This is a genomic window from Gaetbulibacter sp. M240 (genome assembly GCF_043876815.1).
GTDB lineage: Bacteria > Bacteroidota > Bacteroidia > Flavobacteriales > Flavobacteriaceae > Gaetbulibacter_A.
Genome location: NZ_JBAWKA010000001.1, coordinates 160,841 through 182,850, shown reverse-complemented (window position 1 = coordinate 182,850; position 22,010 = coordinate 160,841). Strand labels below are relative to the sequence as shown.

Below are 22,010 nucleotides of genomic sequence, written 5' to 3'. Positions count from 1 at the left end.
TACCACTATTTTAGTACCTTTCGCCTCCTTAAAAAGATTTATGACTAAAAAAATTTTAGGCCGTAGAGACACGGTCGACTTTCCAAAACTTGGACTTTTCAATATTGAAGTAAAAATAGATACCGGGGCGTACACCTCGGCAATCCATTGTTCTGAGATTATTGAAGAAGGTGATCACCTGCGCTGTATTTTTAATAGCGAGGTTCACCGGAATTTTGGAAAGACTGAAATCGTTTTTGAGGAATACGGTCTTACCAACGTAAAAAGCAGCAATGGTTATAAAGAAAACCGGTACAAGGTAAAATCTGAAGTTGTATTTTTTGGTAAAACCTACAAGATTAACTTAACTTTAAGCACAAGAGACGATATGAAATTTCCAGTTCTTATTGGTCGGCAGTTTTTAAAACATAAATTTATCGTTGATGTCGATTTAGAACAAGTCTCATTTTTATCCAAAAAATCATGAACATAGTAATTCTATCAAGAAACTCTAACTTATATTCCACAGACCGATTACGAGAAGAAGGTGAAAAACGAGGTCATCGTATGGAAATTATCGATCCTTTGAAATGCGATATCATTATCGAAAAAGAGCGGCCGACCATTTACTATAAAGATCGTTACCTCGATTATGTAGATGCCATCATTCCCAGAATTGGAGCGTCAGTGACCTTTTACGGTTGCGCTGTAGTTCGCCAATTTGAAATGATGGGTGTTTTCACTATTTGTACTTCAGATGCCATACAACGTTCCCGAGATAAACTACGTAGTTTTCAGCGTTTAAGTAAAGCAGGTATTGGTATGCCTAAAACGGTTTTTACTAATTATTCCCGAGATGTCGAGGAGGTTATCGAACATGTTGGCGGAACGCCTGTGGTTATAAAATTGCTGGAAGGCACTCAAGGGTTAGGTGTGGTTTTAGCTGAAACCAAAAATGCAGCAGAATCGGTTTTAGAAGCCTTCAATGGTTTACAAGCACGGGTTATTGTTCAGGAATTCATAAAAGAAGCCGGCGGGGCGGATCTTCGCGCATTGGTTGTTGACGGGCAGGTAGTAGGCGCTATGAAACGTCAAGGAAAAGATGGTGAATTCCGGTCTAATTTACATCGTGGCGGATCTGCTAAGGTTTTGAAATTAAATCACGATGAATTAAAACTGGCGATGAATGCCTCGCGTGCTTTAAAACTTCCGGTTTGTGGTGTGGACATGTTACAATCGTCTCGAGGGCCATTGATATTGGAGGTAAATTCAACACCTGGCCTTGAAGGTATCGAAGCTGCAACAGGCAGGAATATTGCTAAAAGCATTATTCATTTCATAGAGCGAAATAAAAGAGAATAACAGATTTATAACTCATTTTTTTTATGCGTTCAGAACTTAAATCAATAACCATTTTCAAAGAAGTTATTGCTCCCGGAGAACGAAAGGAAGTGAACTTTGATGTAGCTAATTTACACACCTCATCACCGGTAAATATTCCCATCATTGTAGAACGATCGAAAAAGCCCGGGCCTACGGTTTTGTTTACTGCCGGTATTCATGGCGATGAAGTGAACGGTGTTGAGATCATTCGGCAACTTATCGCTAAAGGGATAAACAAACCCAAATGCGGTACAATTATCTGCATGCCGGTTATTAATGTTTTTGGTTTTATCAACCTAAAACGGGAATTCCCCGATGGACGCGATTTAAACCGGGTTTTCCCCGGAAGTCCGAAAGGATCATTGGCCGGACGTGTAGCTTACAAACTGGTAAATGAGGTACTGCCTCATGCTGATCTGGTAATCGATTTTCACACCGGGGGATCCGGCAGATTTAATGCCCCTCAGCTGCGGTATTCCAAAGAGGATAAAACCCTCGATGTGCTTGCCAAGGTTTTCGGTGCCCCGTTCGTATTATATTCTAAGAATTTATCTAAATCGTTTCGGGCTACCTGTAAAAAACTAGAGGTGCCTTTACTCCTTTTTGAAGGGGGTAAATCATTTCATATTGATGAGTTGGTTACCAACTCAGGTGTCAACGGCTCGAAGCGGATTTTAAAGCATTTGGGGATGCTTAAGACGGTTTTCAAGGTAACAAAACCTAAACAGGAATGTTTGTTTATTACCGAAAGTAAATGGATTCGTGCTAAATTCTCAGGGATGTTCAAAGCTTCAACCCCCGTTGGAACGCAAGTAAAAAAAGAGGATATCATTGGAAACATTACCGATCCATATGGTAAATTCAATTATTTTGTACGCGCTAAATTTTCTGGCTACATCATCAATGTCAATGAATCGCCAATCGTCTATCAGGGTGATGCCTTATTTCACATTAGTACCAAGCTTAAAAAACAAGAATGACAAAAGCTGAGTTGCGTAAAAAATATAAGGCCCTTCGTGCCGAATTATCGCCACAACAGCGTGACGACCTGAGCTTGAATATTGCTAATCAGCTTTTAAAATTACCTATATGGAACTTCGAATATTACCATGTTTTTTTAACCATAGAAACTTTAAATGAGGTTAATACCATCTATATTTTAAATATTCTAGCTGGGAAGGATAAGCACATTATAGTCTCTAAAAGCAATTTTGAGAGCGGTGCTATGACGCATTATTTATTAACCGACAATACCGTGCTTAAAAATAGTGCTTTTAATATCCCAGAACCTTTAGATGGCATTCAAATTCCTGTTTCTAGTATTCAGGTCGTTTTTGTGCCTTTGCTGGCCTTTGATACATCGGGAAATCGCATCGGATATGGCAAGGGGTTTTACGACAAATTTCTCGCTAATTGCTCCTCGGAAACGATTAAAATTGGTTTGTCATTTTTTGAGCCAGAAGCTGAGGATATTCCGGTTTTCGACAGCGATATTAAACTCGATTACGGGGTAACGCCACAATCTAATTATTCATTTTGATCGGTACAACTTTCACAATAGGTTTTCCTCAAGAACGGATTTTCTAATAATTGAAAGGTCACACCACCTTCATCTTCAGACTTAAACAATTTACAAAAGCGATCCTTATTGATGTTTATGGCATTAAGCATGATACTTCTAAAGCTTTCCTCACTGGTAAGATCCTTATCAAAAAGCGTTAAATTCAAATAATAAAACAATAGATTTTCATCAATATCAATCGATTTTGCTTTATCCTCCAATAGGTCAACAGCCATATCTCTGGTACCTAAATTACTAAAAAACTCGGCTAAACTTAAATAATCGTAATTGGATAAATTAAAGTCTTTATAATTCTTCCAAACGTAATCTACGGCTTTATCTTTGTTTGAAAAATCCCGGAAGTTCATTAATTTTTCGGCAATTACAATTTGCAGGTTTACAAGCATCCGGTCGATAAGTGATTTCTCTATATTGTAATCTTTTAGGTTGGTGATTTCATTTTGAAGATCGCGTTCATCCATTCTTATCGCATTATAATACAACAACTTTAAACGAACCGCTGCCAGATCGTATTTTATTTTCGGGTTTTCCGGATCTAATTTTTCAAGTTGCTCTAGTTGATCTAACACGATCATTGCTTCGCTGAAATCGGATAAATATCGAAAGCCTGTATTTTTAATGAGCAGATCGATATATTTTTTGTTATACGGAACCGTCATATTATCCAAAGTTACGGACGCATTGGACCTCCCACGAAGTTTTTCAAATATCGAATTTTGAAGGTCGTTGGCGTTTACCAGATCGTCTTTCTTTATAGCGGCATTAAAATCGGCTACAAGTTTATCTTCAGATTCGGTGGCGTATTTCGTTTTCTTTTCAATTGTCAATTCCAAAACTGCCTTTCGATGATTTTTTAAAATGGGCTCCATGTCTTTGGATGTCTGGCCCGCGATAGCATTTCTCACCTCGCTTTTACTCAGGTTGCCTAAATAGGCATATTTCGTGTCTTTAATATCGCTAAAGAATTCCACCCAGTTCTCAGAGGACGACACGGTATATTTAATTTCATCAATTTGGAACGACTGTAGTGCTTTTATGACACTATTAGCACGCAAATTTTGTAATTCTATGTTCCTTGAGGAGATCCCTTCAATGGAAGAATAAGCCTTAATATCTATATTCTTAATATTGTATTTTACTAATTTCAAGGAATCATAAACGGGTTTAATATCAGCTTGTGAATAAGTCGCTTTATTCTTTTTAAAAGGAATGATAAATTTTAAAGTTTCTTCAGTGGTGATATATTCCGTATCATCAACGGGGCGTACCTTTTTGGTATTATAGCTCACCTCATCCAGATACATACCCATATCCAGCAAATCCATGCCATAGTTTTCCAAATTGTAAATCACATAATAACGACACATGTTTTTATTACTCAGAAACAACACATTATACTCTAGTTCATCATAGAGCAAGTTTTCTGGCACATCTCCAACGTACAACTGTAAACGTCCGTTATTCGTCGCACGCAAACCATTTTTTAAAGCGTAAAAATATACCGGAGCCAATAAGGTTCCGCGTATTTGATCGTTAGAAACCTCATTAACAGCACAATCATAACGGTTTTTTGAGACCACATCTATGGCCAAGCCGTCGTATGGATTTTCAAACAATTCGTTAAACCAACGACTGTCGTTAATTTCAAAATAGAGCTTTTTACCCGCACGTTTTATTGAAAACTTGACCTCTTCAGGTTTTTGGGCAAAGAGTTTAGTGAATTTTCTACATTTTAGACTTTTCGCACTTGGAAAATCAATATCGTAGGTATTTTGGGCCGGAGAAATGTTAAATAAAAAGTAGGCGCAGAGGGTTAGAAATGGATACTTCAGGTTCATCAAAAATTACAGAATAGATTTAATAGCTTGATAAATATAGTGAATACAAGCGAGGAATGAAAAAACTAACCGCAAGTTTTTTCTTTTTATTGAAATCTACTTTTTTTGAAATGCTCTCTTATTGAAGACAATAAGAATTAAAAATCCGGTACTAATGGCCATGTCGGCCACATTAAAAACAGGCTCAAAGAAATTGAACCGTTTACCGCCGAAACCCGGAAGCCAATGTGGCAAATCGACACTAAACAAAGGGAAGTATAACATATCAACCACGCGACCCTGTAAGTAGGTTTCATAACCCCCTTCAGCAGGCAAAAACGTGGCTACCTGATTTAAACTACTATCGAAGAAAACTCCATAAAACACGGAGTCTATGATATTCCCCAAGGCCCCGGCGAAAATCAGTGCAATAGCTAAAATCAATATTCTGGATTGTTGCTTTTTTGTAGCCTCATAAAGCCAATAACCAATACCCACAATAGCAATAATCCTAAAAATAGTCAGGATAAACTTTGCCGATCGTTCCGTAATAAAACTTATAAAATCACTTATTTTGGTACCCCAGGCCATACCGTCGTTTTCAATGAAATAAATTTTAAACCAAGGAAAAACCGTTATGCTTTCGTAAAGTGAAAAATGGGTCTTAATATAAATTTTACTCACTTGATCAATGAGTAAAATAACGACTATTAGTATTATGGCTTTTTTTAAGGACATGAAAGTTTTGATTTCTTGAAACTGTCAAGATGAAAAACAAAAAACGTCTCAAGGGTTTGAGACGTTTTCATAAAAATTTAAAACGTATTATTGTTGCATATTTTTTGCTTCAATACTTAAGGTTGCGTGGGGCACAAGCTCCAAACGCTTTTTGTTTATTAGTTTTCCGGTAACACGGCAAACACCGTAGGTTTTATTTTCAATTCGAATCAAGGCATTCTTTAGGTCACGAATGAATTTTTCCTGACGGATCGCTAATTGTGAATTCGACTCTTTGCTCATCACTTCGCTTCCTTCGTCAAAGGCCTTGAATGTAGGCGAGGTATCATCAGTACCATTGTTATGATTGTTCATGTAAGCACTCTTAATCAATTCCAGATCATGTTGCGCCTTTTTTATTTTCTCCTGGATTAAAGCTTTGAACTCTGCTAATTCCTTATCTGAGTATCGTACGTTCGTATCTAAATTCATAATATTAGTGTTTTTGTATATGAAGCTTGGTATTTACATCATCAAACGAAATGTCAATGCCATCTTTTATCTCGTCTTTAATTTCTAGGGCTTCTGTTAATGTTTCTGTTTTTATATAATCAATGTTTGTTTCAATAGCATTTATAATATGTACATCTTTTTGAAGGGTAACATCAATACGGTCTGTTACTTCAAAACCGGAGTCTTTTCGTAAATTTTGTATACGATTTATAAGCTCCCGTGCGATGCCTTCTCTACGGAGATCATCGGTGATGGTAACATCCAGAGCAACAGTTAAGTTTCCCTCATTTGCAACAAGCCAACCTTCGATATCCTGAGAGGTTATTTCTACATCAGCACGATCTAAGGTAATATTTTTTCCATTAATATTTACTTCTAAAGAACCATTTTGTTCTATTTTGTTGATATCTTCCGGTGTAAAGTTCATAACCAGATTGGCTATCGCCTTCATATCCTTACCAAATCGGGGTCCTAATACTTTGAAATTAGGTTTGATCTGTTTTACCAAAATATCAGATGCGTCATCTAAAAGCTCAATTTCCTTCACATTTACCTCATACTTTATTAGTGATGATACAGCTAGGATTTCTTCCTTTTGCTGGGCATTATCAACAGGCACAATGACCTTCTGTAAAGGCTGACGCACTTTAATCTTCTCTTTAGCTCTTAACGATAAGACTAAAGAAGATATTGTTTGTGCATTTTCCATCTTACGTTCCAACGATTTATCAATAAACGCCTCATCGTAATCAGGAAACTGTGCTAAATGAACACTTTCAAAACCCTCTTTTTGGGTCACTGAATTAAGGTCGAGGTACAATTTATCTAAAAAGAATGGTGCAATAGGCGCACCAAGTTTCGCAATGGTCACCAAACAGGTGTAAAGCGTTTGATAGGCTGATAATTTATCTTGTTCATAATCGCCTTTCCAGAATCGCCTTCTGCTTAATCGCACATACCAGTTACTCAAATAATCTTGTGTGAAGTCTGAAATAGACCGAGCTGCCTTGGTAGGTTCGTAATCGTCATAAAACCCATCTACCTTTTTGATGAGCGTATGAAGCTCGGATAAGATCCAACGATCCAATTCCGGACGTTCCTGCAAGGATACTTCATCCTCACTGTATTTAAAACCATCTAAATTGGTATACAAACTAAAGAAGGAATACGTATTGTAAAGTGTTCCAAAGAATTTACGCTTTACCTCTTCAACCCCATCAATATCAAACTTCAGGTTATCCCAGGGGTTCGCATTACTAATCATGTACCAGCGCGTAGCATCGGCTCCATAGTCCTTCAGGGTTTCAAACGGATCAACCGCATTCCCTAAACGCTTAGACATTTTTTGTCCGTTCTTATCAAGCACGAGTCCATTAGATACGACATTCTTGTATGCGACAGAATCGAATACCATCGTACCAATCGCATGAAGAGTATAAAACCAACCACGGGTTTGATCAACGCCTTCCGCAATAAAATCAGCCGGATAGGCTATTCTATCATCAACAAGCTCATGATTCTCAAATGGATAATGCCACTGCGCGTAAGGCATGGACCCGGAATCAAACCATACATCGATCAGATCGCTTTCACGTTTCATTGGTTTTCCTGAATCAGAAACTAAAACAATAGCGTCCACAATATTTTTATGAAGGTCGATCTTCGCATAGTTGTCCTCACTAAAGTTACCCACCTCAAAGTCTTCAAATATGGCTTTGTCCATCACACCGGCATCAACGGCTTTTTGCATTTCCGCCTTTAATTCTTCAACTGAACCAATACAAATTTCTTCCTTACCGTCTTCCGTGCGCCATATTGGTAAAGGAATCCCCCAATAACGTGATCGGGATAAGTTCCAATCGTTAGCATTGGCCAACCAATTTCCAAAGCGCCCGGTTCCGGTCGCTTTCGGTTTCCAATTGATGGTTTCATTCAGTTCATACATGCGATCCTTCACATCGGTTACCTTGATAAACCAGGAATCCAAAGGATAATACAATATTGGTTTATCGGTGCGCCAGCAATTTGGATAGCTATGTTTGTATTTTTCAACCTTAAAGGCCTTATTTTCTATTTTAAGTTTGATGGCAAGCTCTACATCTACTGATTTTTCCGGTGCTTCTCCCTCGGCATAATATTCATTCTTCACATATTTTCCTGCAAACTCACCCATTTCCGGTCTGAATTTTCCTTGAAGATCAACCAACGGTACTAAATTACCATGCTCATCTTTCACCAATAAGGGTGGAACCTCAGGTGTGGCTTGTTTCGCTACTAAAGCATCGTCTGCGCCAAAGGTTGGCGCCGTATGTACAATTCCAGTACCATCTTCCGTGGTTACAAAATCTCCCGCAATCACTCTAAAAGCATTTTCTGGGTGCTCGTATGGTAAGGCGTAATCTAACAGTTGTTCATAGGTTATGCCTAGTAAATCTTTTCCAATAAATTCCTTACTAACAAAATATGGAATCTTCTTATCGCTTTCTTTAAACCCTTCTAAACCTGAAGGTTCTTCTACACGGTTGAATTTCCCCGCAAACTGGTAATCCACCAGCTTTTTAGCTAGGATTACTTTGATAGGTTCGAAAGTATATTGGTTATATGTTTCAACCAGAACGTAGTCGATTTTTGGACCAACGGTTAAAGCGGTGTTACTTGGTAAGGTCCACGGTGTCGTCGTCCAGGCCAGAAAATAAATATCACCTTCATTTTTCAAAAAGTCTGGAAGTGATTCTGCCTTAGCTTTAAACTGAGCTACCACCGTGGTATCCGTAACGTCCTGATAGGTTCCGGGCTGATTCAATTCGTGCGAGCTTAATCCGGTTCCCGCTTTTGGAGAATAGGGTTGAATGGTATAGCCTTTGTAAAGTAAATTCTTATTGTAGATCTGCTTTAGCAACCACCAAACCGACTCCATGTACTTGGGTTCATAGGTGATATACGGATCGTCCATGTCTACCCAATACCCCATTTTCTGGGTAAGGTCGTTCCAGACATCGGTGTAGCGCATGACGGCCTTTCTACAGGCAGCATTGTAATCTTCAACAGAAATGGTTTTGCCAATATCTTCTTTGGTAATTCCGAGCTCTTTTTCCACACCTAGTTCAATAGGTAATCCATGAGTATCCCAACCGGCTTTTCGCTTCACCTGGAACCCTTTCATAGTCTTATATCGTGGAAAAATATCTTTGATCGCCCGCGCTAATACATGATGTACCCCAGGTAAACCATTTGCCGAAGGTGGCCCTTCAAAAAACACAAAAGGTTTGTGCCCTTCTCTGGTAGAAACGCTTTTCTCGAAAATGGTGTTTTCTTCCCAATAATGCAGAATCTCTTCTGCTACTTTTGGTAAGTCAAGTCCTTTATATTCAGGAAATTTCGTGCTCATCAACTCGTCTTTCTTTTAAGTTCGCGAATTTAATGAATTTTGACAAAAAAGAACCCATGGTTTTCTATTATTTAACAGACCACTAAAACGCCCATAAACAAAGGCCTGAAGCCATTATTAGCCGGGATTCAGACGATTACCCCTATTAAATCTTCAATTTTCGAAATAAGCTCAATCTTGATTTTGGTATTTTTAAGCGCGATTTTATTGTATTTTGAAATAAAAATAGTAGAAAAACCGAGCTTTTCAGCCTCTAAAATGCGCTGTTCAACACGTTGTACCGGGCGTATTTCACCGGAGAGTCCTACCTCAGCAGCGAAACAAAAATCTTTAGGTACCGGCGCATCTTCGTTGGATGATAAAATAGCCGCTACAACACTTAGATCTATAGCCGGATCATCAACGGTTATGCCTCCTGTAATATTTAAAAACACATCCTTAGCACCTAATCGGAATCCTGCACGTTTTTCCAGAACAGCCAGAAGCATGTTCAATCGTTTCGCATTGAAACCGGTGGCGCTACGTTGTGGTGTCCCGTAAACGGCCGTACTCACCAAGGCCTGAACCTCTATCATGAGCGGACGCAAACCTTCAATAGTTGCTGCAATGGCATGACCCGATAGCTCGTCGTCCTTCTTTGAAATTAATAGTTCAGAGGGGTTAGTAACCTCACGTAAACCGGAGCCCTGCATCTCGTAAATGCCTAATTCGTTTGTAGATCCAAAGCGGTTTTTGTGTGCTCTTAAAATTCGAAATACATGATTGCGGTCGCCCTCAAACTGCAAGACCGTATCAACCATATGCTCTAAGATCTTGGGTCCTGCGATATTACCGTCTTTAGTAATATGACCGATCAATAATACTGGTGTTGCCGTTTCTTTGGCAAATTTTATGAGTTCGGCAGTGCACTCTTTGATTTGTGAAATGCTTCCCGAAGAGGATTCTATATAATCACTGTGCAGGGTTTGAATGGAATCTACGATCACTAAATCGGGTTCAAGCTCTGAAATTTGTTTAAAGATGTTTTGAGTTTTTGTCTCTGTTAAAATGTAGCAGTTATTGTTACCAGGGTTGATACGTTCAGCGCGTCGCTTGATCTGTTTCTGACTTTCCTCTCCGGAAACATATAACGTTTTATAAGGCAATTTCAGCGTCATTTGGAGCAAAAGCGTACTCTTTCCTATACCCGGCTCTCCCCCCAAAAGAATTAAAGATCCCGGAACTATACCACCCCCCAAAACCCTGTTAAATTCCTTGTCGAAAGTGTCCAGACGCGGTTCTTTCGACACATCGATATCTTGAATCCGAAGCGGTTTTGATATTTTTTTATCCGTTGAAGATAGTTTCCAATCGCTTTTTTCCGGTTTTTGAACCAGTTCTTCCACAATAGTGTTCCAGGCCTTGCACGCATTGCACTGGCCCTGCCATTTAGTATATTGGTTCCCACAATTCTGGCAAAAAAAAGTTGTTTTTACTTTAGCCATTAATATCCAAAATCTGCTTTAATGGCATCAGCGCGGTCCATGGCCATATCTTTAGTTATTCCTCCTATCTCATCCAGAGCATAAGCAGACTCGAACGTACGCATTGCCTTTTTAGGTTCTCCGGACTCTTCATAAAAACGACCCATATAATACAAGCCCAGCAAAGTATCCGGATACATTTTAATTGCCATTTTACCGAGTTCCTCATAATCCTGAAAAAGTTTATTCTTTTCGATCGCAGCGGCTATGGCTTTAAAATCATTCACTAAAATGGGTTTTTCGATACCATAAGACTCCAGGATAGCCTGATATTTTTCATTAAGATAAGCTACCGGTGAACCCTCAAGTTTTAGGATGGTATCCTGATATTCCTGTTTTGAAATGGGTTGAAACACTTTGAACATGAATTCAAGAGCCCTGGGAATAGCCTGAGCCGGCATGGCATAATGCGAAGGTGTTTCAAAAGAATTAAATTGATACTGAACATTATCATTTTCTTTCGATTTAATATCGGTGTTCAAAGCGGACACCATATTTTTTATGGAGCCTGTATCCAAGGCCGTATCGGACAAACAATAAAAGATCTTTTGTTCCATCGACCCTAGACGTTGCGGCAAATAATCGATCATTTGAGGAGCAAATTCCGGACTCATGGCAACGTAACCTCGGAATATCGGGTCAGGTTTCAACATAAAATAATTTATAAAATTAGCAGTGTCACCATGTCCAACAGCTATCTTAAAGTTTCCTATACGAAAATTACGCTCTAAATAGGGTATAAGTTCCCCACCAACAAACTCAAAAAAGTGTGCCCCGCTCTCAATGGGCAGGCCGTTTTGCGCAGAATACATACAATCGTCGTAGCGTTTATCATATTGGTTAATCCCGACCACAATGGCTTCAGGCATTTCTTCCCAATAAGACAAAAAATCGACATTTCCGGAAACAACTTCAAATAAATAATCACCATCCAGAACGATGAGCAAGGGATAGGTTTTATCAGTATTGGATTCGTAATTTCGAGGTAATAAAATTTTTATCTGACGCTCTTCACCTAACTTCTGAGATTGAAATGTTTCGTATTTCGCTTGCGCGGAAAACCATTGAAAAGTGGCAAAAAACAATATAAAGAACAGTGGTATTTTTTTCATTGCTAAACGATTTGAGAATGAATGCACAAGGTAATAAATAAAGCTTTAGGTTGAAAGTAAAAATTCTACAGTACTACGAAGGTGTTGACCATTTTTTCCTGTTAAATATTGGAAGTGAGATAAGAGACAGTCCGCCAAAAATTATGATTAGGATGGTTTGTGCCGACCACATGATCCAGCCAAAAGCTCTGCTGGGGTCAGCAGGAATACTGAAAAGGGAAAAAGCCAGAACGATGGCTTCAGGATAAGAACCAATGCCTCCATTCGTAGCCGCAATACTGAAACTCCCTGCGATAAACCCGATGAGAAGTGCAGAAAACGGAATTTCTGCGGTTCGAGGTAGCGCAAAGCTTGTAACGTAGAACATGAGAACATACATGGCCCATATGAAAAGGGTGTGAAAAATGAAGGGCCATTTCTTCTTCATTTTAAAAACACTCAGTGCTCCTTCAATTAAACCATTTACGAATCCTTTTAATTTTACGGCGAGTTTAGACTTACTTGTTTTGATATACCTGAAAATGATAAGTAATCCTAATACCCCAATTAAGGCAATGATAACTAATTTTAATGGGTTAAAACGATCCATCAAAAAGCCGTATATAAAATCGAATTGCATAAATAGGGTAACCAAAATAATGAAAAACATCATGATGAGATCGGCAATGCGTTCTGCCACGATAGTTCCAAATGCCTTTTCAAAAGGCACCCCTTCATAGTTTGTTATGATGGAAGCTCGGGCTACCTCGCCAGCCCTAGGAATCGTATAGTTAATAAGATAGTTAGCTAAAACCGCCATAATACTATTCCCTAGTTTTATTTTGTATCCAAGAGGTTCTAATTGGAACAGCCAGCGATAGGCTCTGGACAAATGGCTTAACAGCCCGAAAAACATCCCCAGAATAATATAGGTGTAATCGGCCTTTTTAAAATAGCCCACTAAAGTTTCTATTGAAATTTGCGATAGCGAATACCACACTAAAAAAACTCCCAGTAATAATGGGAGTACAAGTTTTAGAATGTATTTCGTTGTATATTTCAACGGGTTATTTTAAAAGATTTGTAGCTTCATCTGGAAATACTAAGGCAGGTTTGAAAACTTTGGCCTCTTCAATATTCATAAAAGCATAGGTAATCAGTATTAGGGTATCGCCTACAGAAACTTTTCTGGCAGCGGCACCATTTAAGGTAATTTCACCCGTGTTTCTTGGTCCGGGGATACAGTAGGTTTCAAGGCGCTCTCCGTTATCGTTGTTTACGATCTGCACCTTTTCTCCTTGAATAATGTTTGCAGCATCCATAAGATCTTCATCTATGGTAATACTACCAATATAATTGAGTTCTGCACCTGTGCATTTTACTCTATGGATCTTCGATTTTACAACTTGAATTTGCATGTGGCAAAGATAATTAATTTAATGCGATATTGTCTATCAGTCTTATTTCATCTGCATACACGGCTATAAAGGCTCGGTACGCTTTTTTAGGTTCTATTTGTTTTGTTGGTTTTAAGGTCTCAGCATCAGCTATCACAAAATATTCTAATTGTAACAAAGCTTCCTCTGCAAACTGCTGGACTACCCAGTCTTTTATATTTTCTACAGATATTGTGCCAAATTGCGCTTTGGCCTTTTTTAAAATATCATATATAAAAGGTGCCGCCTTTTTGTGTTCGGGTGAAAGTCTTAAATTTCTGGAACTCATAGCCAATCCGTTGGGTTCACGAAAAATAGGACAACCTATTACTGTTACCGGAATATTTTGTTTTTTTACTAATTTTTTAATTATCGCTAATTGCTGAAAATCCTTTTCTCCAAAATAGGCCTTATCTGGTTCTATAATATTAAATAAGCGCTTCACTACAGTTCCAACACCATCAAAATGCCCGGGACGAAACTTCCCTTCCATTTCATATTCCAAACCATCAAAATCAAATAATTCTGAAATCGTTTGTCCTTCATAGATATCGTCCACCTCAGGAGCATATACTAAAACAGCATCTGTTTTTAGATCACTCAAAACACTCAGGTCAGCTTCGATGGTTCTTGGGTATTTTTCCAGATCATCAACATTGTTGAATTGTGTCGGGTTAACGAAAATACTAACGGCTACCTTATCGTTTTCACGACACGCTTTTTTGATCAAATCCAAATGACCTTCATGCAAGGCACCCATAGTAGGAACCAATCCTAAACTGAGCCCATCCGATTTAAATTCGGCAATAGCTTTCCTTATGTCTTCTTTTTTGTTGTAAACTTTCAATTGTTCTTAAAAAATAACGCCCGCAAACTTAAGATTTTACAAGCAATCTGCATAAAATTTTGTACTTTTGCGTGTTTTTTATTGTGAATTTTAAAAAGCACAAGGTTTATGTAATGGAATCTTTCTGTTTCTTCCTTCTTAAGAAATACGTAAGAATCCATTTTATTTTGATAATGAATTCAACAAAAAAATAACTTATGAAAGATAAGAGGATATTGTACGTATCGTCGGAGGTGGTGCCTTATTTGCCAGAAACAGAAATTTCGTCCATGTCGTTTGAAGCCCCGCGATTAGTTAATCAGCAAGGTGGACAAATTCGAATTTTTATGCCACGATACGGAAATATTAATGAACGCAGACATCAGTTGCACGAAGTGATCAGGCTATCAGGAATCAATTTAGTAATCAATGATCTGGATATGCCACTTATTATCAAAGTCGCTTCGATCCCTAAAGAACGAATTCAAGTTTATTTTATCGACAATGATGAGTATTTCAAAAGAAAAGCAACCTTAACCGATGAGGATGGTAAATTATTCTCTGATAATGATGAACGTGCAATTTTCTTTGCCAAAGGTGTTATTGAAACCGTTAAGAAATTAAACTGGTCACCAGATGTTATTCATGTTCATGGCTGGCTAGCCTCTCTTTTACCTCTTTACTTAAAAGAGTTTTATAAGGACGAACCTTTATTTAATGAAAGTAAGATTGTAACCTCAGTTTATAATCAAAGTTTTAACAATACGTTAAATAAAGATATGATTAATAAAGTTAAATTTGACAACATAAATAACGATGCCATTGCAGTGCTTGAAGAACCTTCATATAATAACATTATGAAAGTGGCAATTGATCACTCTGACGCTTTAATCATGGGTTCTGAGGAAATTCCTGAAGCCCTTGAAGCCTACGCAAAAGCATCCGGTAAACCTGTTCTAGAATATAAAAGTAGAGATGAATTTGGTGAAGCTTACACGACTTTTTTGAATGACGAAATGTTAAGCTAATCTTTATATTCTTCAAATTTAACTTATGAAATACAAAACAAACGCCCTTAAATTTATTGTACCTGTCCTAATATTGGTTTTAACTTTCGTTGCTTGTGATAAAGAATTCAATGATTTACAAAGTGATGTATTAGGGCAAGAAAACTTGAATTTCGCAACTCAGCAAATGGAATTACCCATTGTAGCGTACAATAAAAAATTGGATTCCGTTCAAATAAATAATTTAGCATCAAATCTTTTAGGAGTTTATGACGACCCGGTTTACGGTCTGTCAACAGCCAGTATTGTGAGCCAGATAACCCCAACCAGTTTTAATCCCGATTTTGGTACCAATACGGTTATTGATTCTGTGGTTATGAAAATTCCATATTTCAGCAAACAAATTTCAAGTTCGGGAAACATTCCACAATACAGCATAAGAGACTCTTTATTTGGTGAAGCTCAAGATGGCAGTGTTAACCCCATCAAACTGAGTGTCTATAGCAATAATTATTACCTCAGAGATTATGTGCCGTTTGGATTGGGTTCAGAAAACTCTCAAATGTATTATTCATATGCTGATGCCGCTGTTAATGAAAATCTTAACAAAGCACTTAACGGTAGTAATATTATTGATTTCGAAAGTTTTAAAGGCCCTTTATTACATGAGGATCTTGAATTTAAACCGAGCGCCAATGCTGTTGCAGAAAACAGAACAACCGGCGGTGAGGTTACTACAGAATATTCGGTGCCTGCTTTACGTGTTCATTTGGATACAACTTTTTGGTCGAACACCATTTTCAAGGCCTATGAAGCAGACAATACCATTTTAAGAAACGCTAATAATTTTAGAAATTATTTCAGAGGTATTTACATTAAAGCAGAACCTATTGATCAAAAAGGGAATATGATCTTGCTGAATATAGCTTCCTCGGGTGCTAACATTGTGATCTACTACCATAGAGATTCAACCGAAACAGGAGGCGATCCCGTAGCTGGAGTTTATACGTTTACTTTTAATGGCAACAGACTTAACACCTTTATTAACCAATTTGATGGGCCAACCTTACAAAATGGAAACAGTACCGATGGTGATGAAAAACTCTATCTTAAAGGCATGGGAGGCTCCATGGCTGTGGTCGATTTGTTTAGAACTTCTGAAGATCTTCAAGCGTTTATTGACTTATTCAGACTGAAAGACGCCAATGGAGACTACGTAAAAGATCCCTCTACAGGTAATTACATATTAAAGCGTTTAATTAACGAAGCTCAATTAGTAATTTATGAAGATGAAACTATGGCTCAAGGCCCACTTCATGAGAACGGAGATGAGTTTCATAAATACGACCGACTTTATGCTTATGATCTCTCAAATAACCAGCCAACGGTGGATTATTCAGCCGACGCTACAACCAATGAACGAGATCCATTTAATTCAAAATTCATTTCTCTTGGCCAACGTATTGCCAATGATGGCACCAATTACAATTATAAAATCAGGCTTACGGAACAGTTGAAAAGTCTTCTAATTCAGGACAACCTGAATACTAAAATTGGAATTGCAATTTCCAATAATGTGAACTCTTATGGTCCAAATTCACCTTTCCGAGATTTTGCTGATATTCTAAATAGTACGGACGAGGTTAAAACAACCCCGTCAAACTCCTTATTAAGCCCAAGAGGAACGGTTGTTTACGGATCAAATACCACAAGTGATAAAAAATTAGTGTTAAAATTATTTTACACGGAAGAAAAACAATAATAAATTAAAGTAAGGAACATTTTAACATACTGAAACCAAACATATAAAAGTCATTTTTAACCAAAATGACTTTTATCGTTTAAAACACGGTGTTCGTATAATAATTACAGTAATTCTAGTAATTATTTTACATATTTGTTCTTTATTAACCCCAAAATCAAACAATAGATTATGTGTGGAATCGTAGGATACATAGGATACCGGGAGGCTTACCCCATTATAATAGAAGGTTTAAAACGACTTGAATATCGCGGATATGATAGTGCTGGATTGGCCCTTTATGATGGAAACGACTTGAAGGTTTGCAAAACCAAAGGTAAAGTAGCTGATCTGGTTGAAAAATGCAATAACGATATTTCTACAAGTGGTAACGTAGGTATTGGTCATACCCGTTGGGCAACCCACGGAGTACCGAATGATGTTAACTCGCATCCACATGTCTCAAATTCCGGGGATTTAGTGATCATTCATAATGGAATTATTGAAAACTACGATGCCCTGAAAAAAGAGTTAATCACAAGGGGATATTCTTTTAAATCAGATACCGATACCGAAGTTCTGATCAATTTAATTGAAGATGTAAAAATTCAAGAGAACGTAAAACTAGGTAAGGCAGTGCAAATTGCTTTAAACCAAGTTGTAGGCGCTTATGCCATTGCCGTTTTCGACAGAAATAAACCTGAAGAGATTGTAGTGGCCCGCTTAGGAAGTCCGCTTACTGTTGGAATAGGCGAAAACGAAGATGAATTTTTTATTGCCAGTGATGCTTCTCCGTTTTTAGAATACACCAAGAATGCCGTATATCTTGAAGACGAAGAAATGGCTATTATTCGATTTCATAAGGGCATTAAAGTTCGAAAGATCAAAGATGATTCCCTAGTAGATACCTATATTCAAACCTTGCAAATTAATCTTGAGCAAATTGAAAAAGGCGGGTATGAACATTTCATGCTTAAAGAGATACACGAACAACCTAAAGCAATTCAAGATACCTACCGTGGTCGTCTTCTAAGAGAACAGGGTATAATAAAAATGTCAGGAGTTGAGGACAACATGAAGAAATTCCTGAATGCAAAACGCTTTATCATTGTGGCCTGTGGTACATCCTGGCATGCTGGATTGGTAGCCGAATACATCTTTGAAGACCTAGCTCGTATCCCTGTGGAAGTTGAATACGCATCAGAGTTCCGATACCGAAATCCGGTGATCACTGAAGATGATGTGGTTATTGCTATTTCACAATCGGGAGAAACTGCCGATACCTTAGCTGCAATTAAATTAGCTAAGTCTAAAGGAGCCTTCGTATTCGGGGTTTGTAACGTTGTAGGATCTTCGATCTCAAGAGAAACTGATGCCGGAGCTTACACGCATGCCGGACCCGAAATTGGTGTGGCTTCTACCAAGGCATTCACTACTCAAATTACTGTATTAACCCTGATGGCATTAAGACTAGCGCGTGCCAAAGGGACGATTAGCAGCTCTGATTTCCGTCAGCATCTATTAGAATTAGAAATGATTCCAAGCAAAGTGGAAAAGGCCTTGTTGTCAGACCCGTTAATCGAGGAAATCGCATATAAGTATAAAGATACTCGAAACTGTCTGTATCTGGGACGTGGTTATAATTTCCCCGTAGCCCTGGAAGGCGCTTTGAAACTTAAAGAAATTTCATATATCCACGCCGAAGGTTATCCTGCAGCAGAAATGAAACACGGCCCTATTGCCCTTATTGATGAGAATATGCCAATTGTTGTTATTGCTACCAAAAAAGGGCATTATGAAAAAGTTGTAAGTAATATCCAAGAGATAAAATCCCGCAAAGGACGCATCATTGGTATCGTTACAGAAGGTGATGTCCAGGTAAAAGAACTTGCCGACCATGTGATCGAGGTTCCTGAAACATCTGAATCTCTCTCACCATTATTAACAACCATACCATTACAATTACTATCCTATCATATAGCTGTATTACTTGGTAAGAATGTTGATCAACCACGTAATCTAGCCAAATCGGTGACGGTTGAGTAACAAAAAAAAGCTTTAATTTTAAGAATTTAGGGAGGCTGAAATATGTTAAAATCACATAATTCGGCCTTTATTTTGTGAAATACTTAAAGAAATTAGGGTATTTTTACAGATAACTACTATGCGTGCATAATTTTTTTTTACTTTTATGCATAACTAATTGGATATATACATATATTGTAATACTAAAACTAAATTAAATAAATGAAAACACTTATCCCCTTTTTCTTGTTATTGTTTAGTTCCCTAACCTTTGCCCAAACAACAATAACAGGCATGGTTGTGGACGAAAACAATGTGCCGATTGCCGGAGCAAATATTGTAGTAATAGGAACCTCAAGTGGGGCTGTCACTGATTTTGACGGAAATTTTTCACTAACCTACAGTCAAAATCCGCCATTTACCATTGAAGCCCGCTATGTTGGTTACGAAACACAATCGATCCAAATTACGGATAGAAACCAAACCGTAAACATTGTTCTTAAAGAAGGAAATGCTCTAGATGAGGTTGTTATTTCTGCCTCACGAACACCGGAGCGTATATTTGAATCGCCTGTTACAGTAGAGCGAATAGGTGCACGAGAAATTAAAAATACGGCTTCTGCCGATTTTTATGGGAGTTTGGAAAATCTGAAAGGGGTAGACGTAAATACTAACAGTTTAACCTTCCAATCGCCAAACACCAGAGGGTTTGCAACATTTGCAAATAACCGATTTATGCAGTTGGTAGATGGTATGGACAACTCCACTCCCGCACTGAACTTCCCGATAGGAAACCTTGTTGGTATAACTGAAACTGATGTTCAAAGCGTAGAACTACTCCCTGGAGCCTCTTCAGCACTTTATGGTGCGAATGCCTTTAACGGTATCTTGTTCATGAGTAGTAAGAATCCGTTTGATTATCAAGGAATTAGTGCTTCACTAAAACGCGGTATCACATCTCAGGAAGCTGCAGGCGATAACCCTTATACCGATGTGAGTGTTCGTGCTGCCCATAAATTTAGCGATAAGTTTGCGGCTAAAGTTAATTTTGGCTTATTAAAAGGTACTGACTGGGCAGCTGTAAGTACAGAAGACAAAAACGATCCTTCCAAAACTCGATCTGCTACAGATTATAACGGACTTAATGTTTATGGTGATGATTTTACCGTTAACATGAGAGCGGCATCTGGTGGCTTAGGTATAATACCAGACGTTAATGTAACCCGAACTGGATACAACGAAAGACACCTAACCAATTATGACGCTGAAAGTATAAAAGCCGACTGGGGACTTTATTACCGCCCCTGGGCTAATGACTTTGAGATTTCCTATGTCGGAAAAGTGGGCACGGGTTCTACGATTTATCAGGGATCCAATCGTTACCAGATCAGGAATTTCTTCCAAGAACAACATAAAATTGAGTTTAAGAATGATAACTTCTTCTTAAGAGCCTATATGGTTGGAGATAACGCTGGAGACTCTTACGATATGCTGTTTACTGGACTAAATATAAACAATGCTTGGAAAAGTAATGAAGATTGGTTTGGCGACTATATTTCTACTTATGCCGGTATAGAGCTAAGTGGAAATCCCATGGGATTAACAGATCAACAGAAGCACGATGCAGCTCGGGCTGTAGCAGATACCGGGCGTTTCTTACCTGGATCACCAGAATTTAAAGCAGCTTTTAACAGAATCACCAAGGACCCTAATTTTCAAACAGGCTCTAGGTTTCAAGATGCATCTGTATACTACCATGTGAACGGTAATTACAACCTTAGTCATCTTATCGACTTTGCCGAAATTCAGGTTGGCGGATCTTACAGAAAATATTCCTTGAACTCCTTTGGAACAATATATACCGATGTTGACGGGCCCATTCCTTACTCAGAGTACGGTTTGTATACCCAAATTCAGAAAAATTTAGAATTGAATGAATCCTTAGACTTAAAATTAACAGGGTCTGTTCGATATGATAAAAATGAGTTTTTTGATGGCTTCTTTTCCCCTAGGATCTCTGCAGGTTTAACCGTAAATAAGAATCATAACTTCAGAGCATCGGTACAAACCGGATTCAGAAACCCAACAACTCAGGATCTTTTTATTGGTTTAGATACTGGTGGCCCTATTTTAATTGGTTCTGCACCTAGAAACCTAGACCGTTACTCAAGACCGTATAATGTGAGTGCCTCAGGTCAGATGCTTGGCCAACCGGCCACGATTACGCAAACTGGTCGTGCAGCCTATGAGAATTCGTATTCAGCAAGTTCTGTTCTGGCCTTTGCTGCAACAGGAAATCCTTCACAACTTGAGATAGGTAATCCTAATTTAATTAAGCCGGAGCAGGTAAAATCAGCAGAAGTCGGATATCGTGGAAAATACGAAAAATTTAATGTGGATTTTAGTGCTTATTACAACAGCTATAGAGATTTTATTTCTCAGTTTGGTGTGATTTCCCCGCTTTACGGAACTGTAGGTGACAACTCCCTTTCTTTGGCGGCTATTGCCAATGGCGATTATAAAACTTATGGTATTTATACAAATTCACCGGCTGATGTTAATTCATTTGGTGCATCTATAGGAATTACAACCAAAATTTTTGACAAATTCGATTTAAGTGGAAGTTACACTTATGCAAAACTGGATTTCGACCGCCAAAAATTTCCTGATTTCGTAACGAACTTCAACACTCCAGAGCACAAATTCAAGGCATCATTTGGCAGTACCGATTTATTTAAAAATTTCGGATTTAATATCAATTACAGGTTTAGTGATGATTACTATTGGGAAGCCACTTTTGGGAACGGTTTAGTTCCGGAATACCAAGTGGTTGACGCTCAGATCAACCTTACAGTTCCAAGTATAAAATCCGTTTTCAAAGTTGGTGGCACAAACCTCTTAGGTGAGGAGTACTACACAGCCTATGGAACCGGATACATCGGATCAATCTATTATTTATCATGGACAATTAATAATTTATAA

The 22,010-nt window shown here is 38.2% G+C and carries 17 protein-coding genes; 8 read left to right on the top strand and 9 right to left on the bottom strand.

The annotated features are described in order from the left end of the window. Positions 1-40: 40 nt before the first annotated feature. The 4 genes from V8G61_RS00820 to V8G61_RS00805 are packed head-to-tail and all read left to right on the top strand — an operon-like array spanning position 41 to position 2,902. Positions 41-466, top strand: a complete 426-nt coding sequence (locus tag V8G61_RS00820) for an ATP-dependent zinc protease (protein ID WP_394873524.1) — start codon at positions 41-43, stop codon at positions 464-466. Then, positions 463-1,341, top strand: coding sequence for a 30S ribosomal protein S6--L-glutamate ligase (rimK, locus tag V8G61_RS00815; RefSeq protein WP_394873523.1), 879 nt, complete (start codon positions 463-465; stop codon positions 1,339-1,341). Before V8G61_RS00820 ends, rimK begins: the two co-directional genes overlap by 4 nt. 23 nt (positions 1,342-1,364) lie before the next feature. Further along, the gene (locus tag V8G61_RS00810; protein ID WP_394873522.1) at positions 1,365-2,342 is read left to right on the top strand and encodes a succinylglutamate desuccinylase/aspartoacylase family protein; all 978 of its coding nucleotides are present in this window, start codon (positions 1,365-1,367) and stop codon (positions 2,340-2,342) included. Further along, entirely contained in the window at positions 2,339-2,902 is a 564-nt protein-coding gene (locus tag V8G61_RS00805; protein WP_394873521.1) for a 5-formyltetrahydrofolate cyclo-ligase, read from the top strand. The genes V8G61_RS00810 and V8G61_RS00805 overlap by 4 nt, the downstream gene beginning before the upstream one ends. Here the strand turns inward: V8G61_RS00805 and V8G61_RS00800 are convergent. The 9 genes from V8G61_RS00800 to panC form a co-directional block, all read right to left on the bottom strand. Further along, positions 2,890-4,785, bottom strand: a complete 1,896-nt coding sequence (locus tag V8G61_RS00800) for a hypothetical protein (RefSeq protein ID WP_394873520.1) — start codon at positions 4,783-4,785, stop codon at positions 2,890-2,892. The two genes, V8G61_RS00805 and V8G61_RS00800, sit on opposite strands and share 13 nt — an antisense overlap. 93 nt (positions 4,786-4,878) lie before the next feature. Next, the gene (locus V8G61_RS00795; RefSeq protein WP_394873519.1) at positions 4,879-5,499 is read right to left on the bottom strand and encodes a lipoprotein signal peptidase; all 621 of its coding nucleotides are present in this window, start codon (positions 5,497-5,499) and stop codon (positions 4,879-4,881) included. A gap of 87 nt (positions 5,500-5,586) precedes the next feature. Continuing rightward, positions 5,587-5,970 carry a TraR/DksA family transcriptional regulator gene (locus V8G61_RS00790; RefSeq protein ID WP_394873518.1) on the bottom strand — a complete coding sequence of 128 codons (384 nt, stop codon included), beginning with the start codon at positions 5,968-5,970 and terminating at the stop codon, positions 5,587-5,589. A 4-nt stretch (positions 5,971-5,974) separates the two neighbouring features. Further along, a complete protein-coding gene (gene ileS / locus V8G61_RS00785) occupies positions 5,975-9,379 on the bottom strand; it encodes an isoleucine--tRNA ligase (RefSeq protein ID WP_394873516.1) in 3,405 nt (1,134 codons plus the stop codon). A gap of 128 nt (positions 9,380-9,507) precedes the next feature. After that, a complete protein-coding gene (gene radA / locus V8G61_RS00780) occupies positions 9,508-10,863 on the bottom strand; it encodes a DNA repair protein RadA (protein WP_394873515.1) in 1,356 nt (451 codons plus the stop codon). Then, positions 10,863-12,014, bottom strand: coding sequence for an alpha/beta hydrolase (locus V8G61_RS00775; RefSeq protein WP_394873514.1), 1,152 nt, complete (start codon positions 12,012-12,014; stop codon positions 10,863-10,865). The genes radA and V8G61_RS00775 overlap by 1 nt, the downstream gene beginning before the upstream one ends. 73 nt (positions 12,015-12,087) lie before the next feature. Then, the gene (locus tag V8G61_RS00770) at positions 12,088-13,056 is read right to left on the bottom strand and encodes a YbhN family protein (protein WP_394873513.1); all 969 of its coding nucleotides are present in this window, start codon (positions 13,054-13,056) and stop codon (positions 12,088-12,090) included. Positions 13,057-13,060: 4 nt separating this feature from the next. Further along, positions 13,061-13,411, bottom strand: coding sequence for an aspartate 1-decarboxylase (gene panD, locus V8G61_RS00765; protein ID WP_394873512.1), 351 nt, complete (start codon positions 13,409-13,411; stop codon positions 13,061-13,063). Positions 13,412-13,424: 13 nt separating this feature from the next. Next, positions 13,425-14,276, bottom strand: a complete 852-nt coding sequence (gene panC, locus V8G61_RS00760) for a pantoate--beta-alanine ligase (RefSeq protein ID WP_394873511.1) — start codon at positions 14,274-14,276, stop codon at positions 13,425-13,427. A 197-nt stretch (positions 14,277-14,473) separates the two neighbouring features. Here panC and V8G61_RS00755 point away from each other — a divergent pair, with 197 nt between their 5' ends. From V8G61_RS00755 to V8G61_RS00740, 4 genes are all read left to right on the top strand, one after another. After that, positions 14,474-15,283: a glycogen/starch synthase gene (locus tag V8G61_RS00755; protein ID WP_394873510.1), complete on the top strand. Its 810-nt coding sequence runs from the start codon at positions 14,474-14,476 to the stop codon at positions 15,281-15,283. Positions 15,284-15,308: 25 nt separating this feature from the next. Next, on the top strand, positions 15,309-17,024 hold the full coding sequence (locus V8G61_RS00750; RefSeq protein WP_394873509.1) for a DUF4270 domain-containing protein: 1,716 nt from the start codon (positions 15,309-15,311) through the stop codon (positions 17,022-17,024). A gap of 171 nt (positions 17,025-17,195) precedes the next feature. After that, positions 17,196-19,049, top strand: coding sequence for a glutamine--fructose-6-phosphate transaminase (isomerizing) (gene glmS / locus V8G61_RS00745; protein ID WP_394873508.1), 1,854 nt, complete (start codon positions 17,196-17,198; stop codon positions 19,047-19,049). A 201-nt stretch (positions 19,050-19,250) separates the two neighbouring features. Next, complete coding sequence (locus V8G61_RS00740; RefSeq protein WP_394873507.1) at positions 19,251-22,010, top strand: TonB-dependent receptor; 2,760 nt, start codon at positions 19,251-19,253, stop codon at positions 22,008-22,010.

Bases quoted from the DNA above. Each gene is read 5' to 3' on its own strand.
- V8G61_RS00820 (WP_394873524.1), top strand. From the start codon at position 41: ATGACTAAAAAAATTTTAGGCCGTAGAGACACGGTCGACTTTCCAAAA.
- rimK (WP_394873523.1), top strand. From the start codon at position 463: ATGAACATAGTAATTCTATCAAGAAACTCTAACTTATATTCCACAGAC.
- V8G61_RS00810 (WP_394873522.1), top strand. From the start codon at position 1,365: ATGCGTTCAGAACTTAAATCAATAACCATTTTCAAAGAAGTTATTGCT.
- V8G61_RS00805 (WP_394873521.1), top strand. From the start codon at position 2,339: ATGACAAAAGCTGAGTTGCGTAAAAAATATAAGGCCCTTCGTGCCGAA.
- V8G61_RS00795 (WP_394873519.1), bottom strand. From the start codon at position 5,499: ATGTCCTTAAAAAAAGCCATAATACTAATAGTCGTTATTTTACTCATT.
- V8G61_RS00790 (WP_394873518.1), bottom strand. From the start codon at position 5,970: ATGAATTTAGATACGAACGTACGATACTCAGATAAGGAATTAGCAGAG.
- ileS (WP_394873516.1), bottom strand. From the start codon at position 9,379: ATGAGCACGAAATTTCCTGAATATAAAGGACTTGACTTACCAAAAGTA.
- radA (WP_394873515.1), bottom strand. From the start codon at position 10,863: ATGGCTAAAGTAAAAACAACTTTTTTTTGCCAGAATTGTGGGAACCAA.
- V8G61_RS00775 (WP_394873514.1), bottom strand. From the start codon at position 12,014: ATGAAAAAAATACCACTGTTCTTTATATTGTTTTTTGCCACTTTTCAA.
- panD (WP_394873512.1), bottom strand. From the start codon at position 13,411: ATGCAAATTCAAGTTGTAAAATCGAAGATCCATAGAGTAAAATGCACA.
- V8G61_RS00755 (WP_394873510.1), top strand. From the start codon at position 14,474: ATGAAAGATAAGAGGATATTGTACGTATCGTCGGAGGTGGTGCCTTAT.
- V8G61_RS00750 (WP_394873509.1), top strand. From the start codon at position 15,309: ATGAAATACAAAACAAACGCCCTTAAATTTATTGTACCTGTCCTAATA.
- glmS (WP_394873508.1), top strand. From the start codon at position 17,196: ATGTGTGGAATCGTAGGATACATAGGATACCGGGAGGCTTACCCCATT.
- V8G61_RS00740 (WP_394873507.1), top strand. From the start codon at position 19,251: ATGAAAACACTTATCCCCTTTTTCTTGTTATTGTTTAGTTCCCTAACC.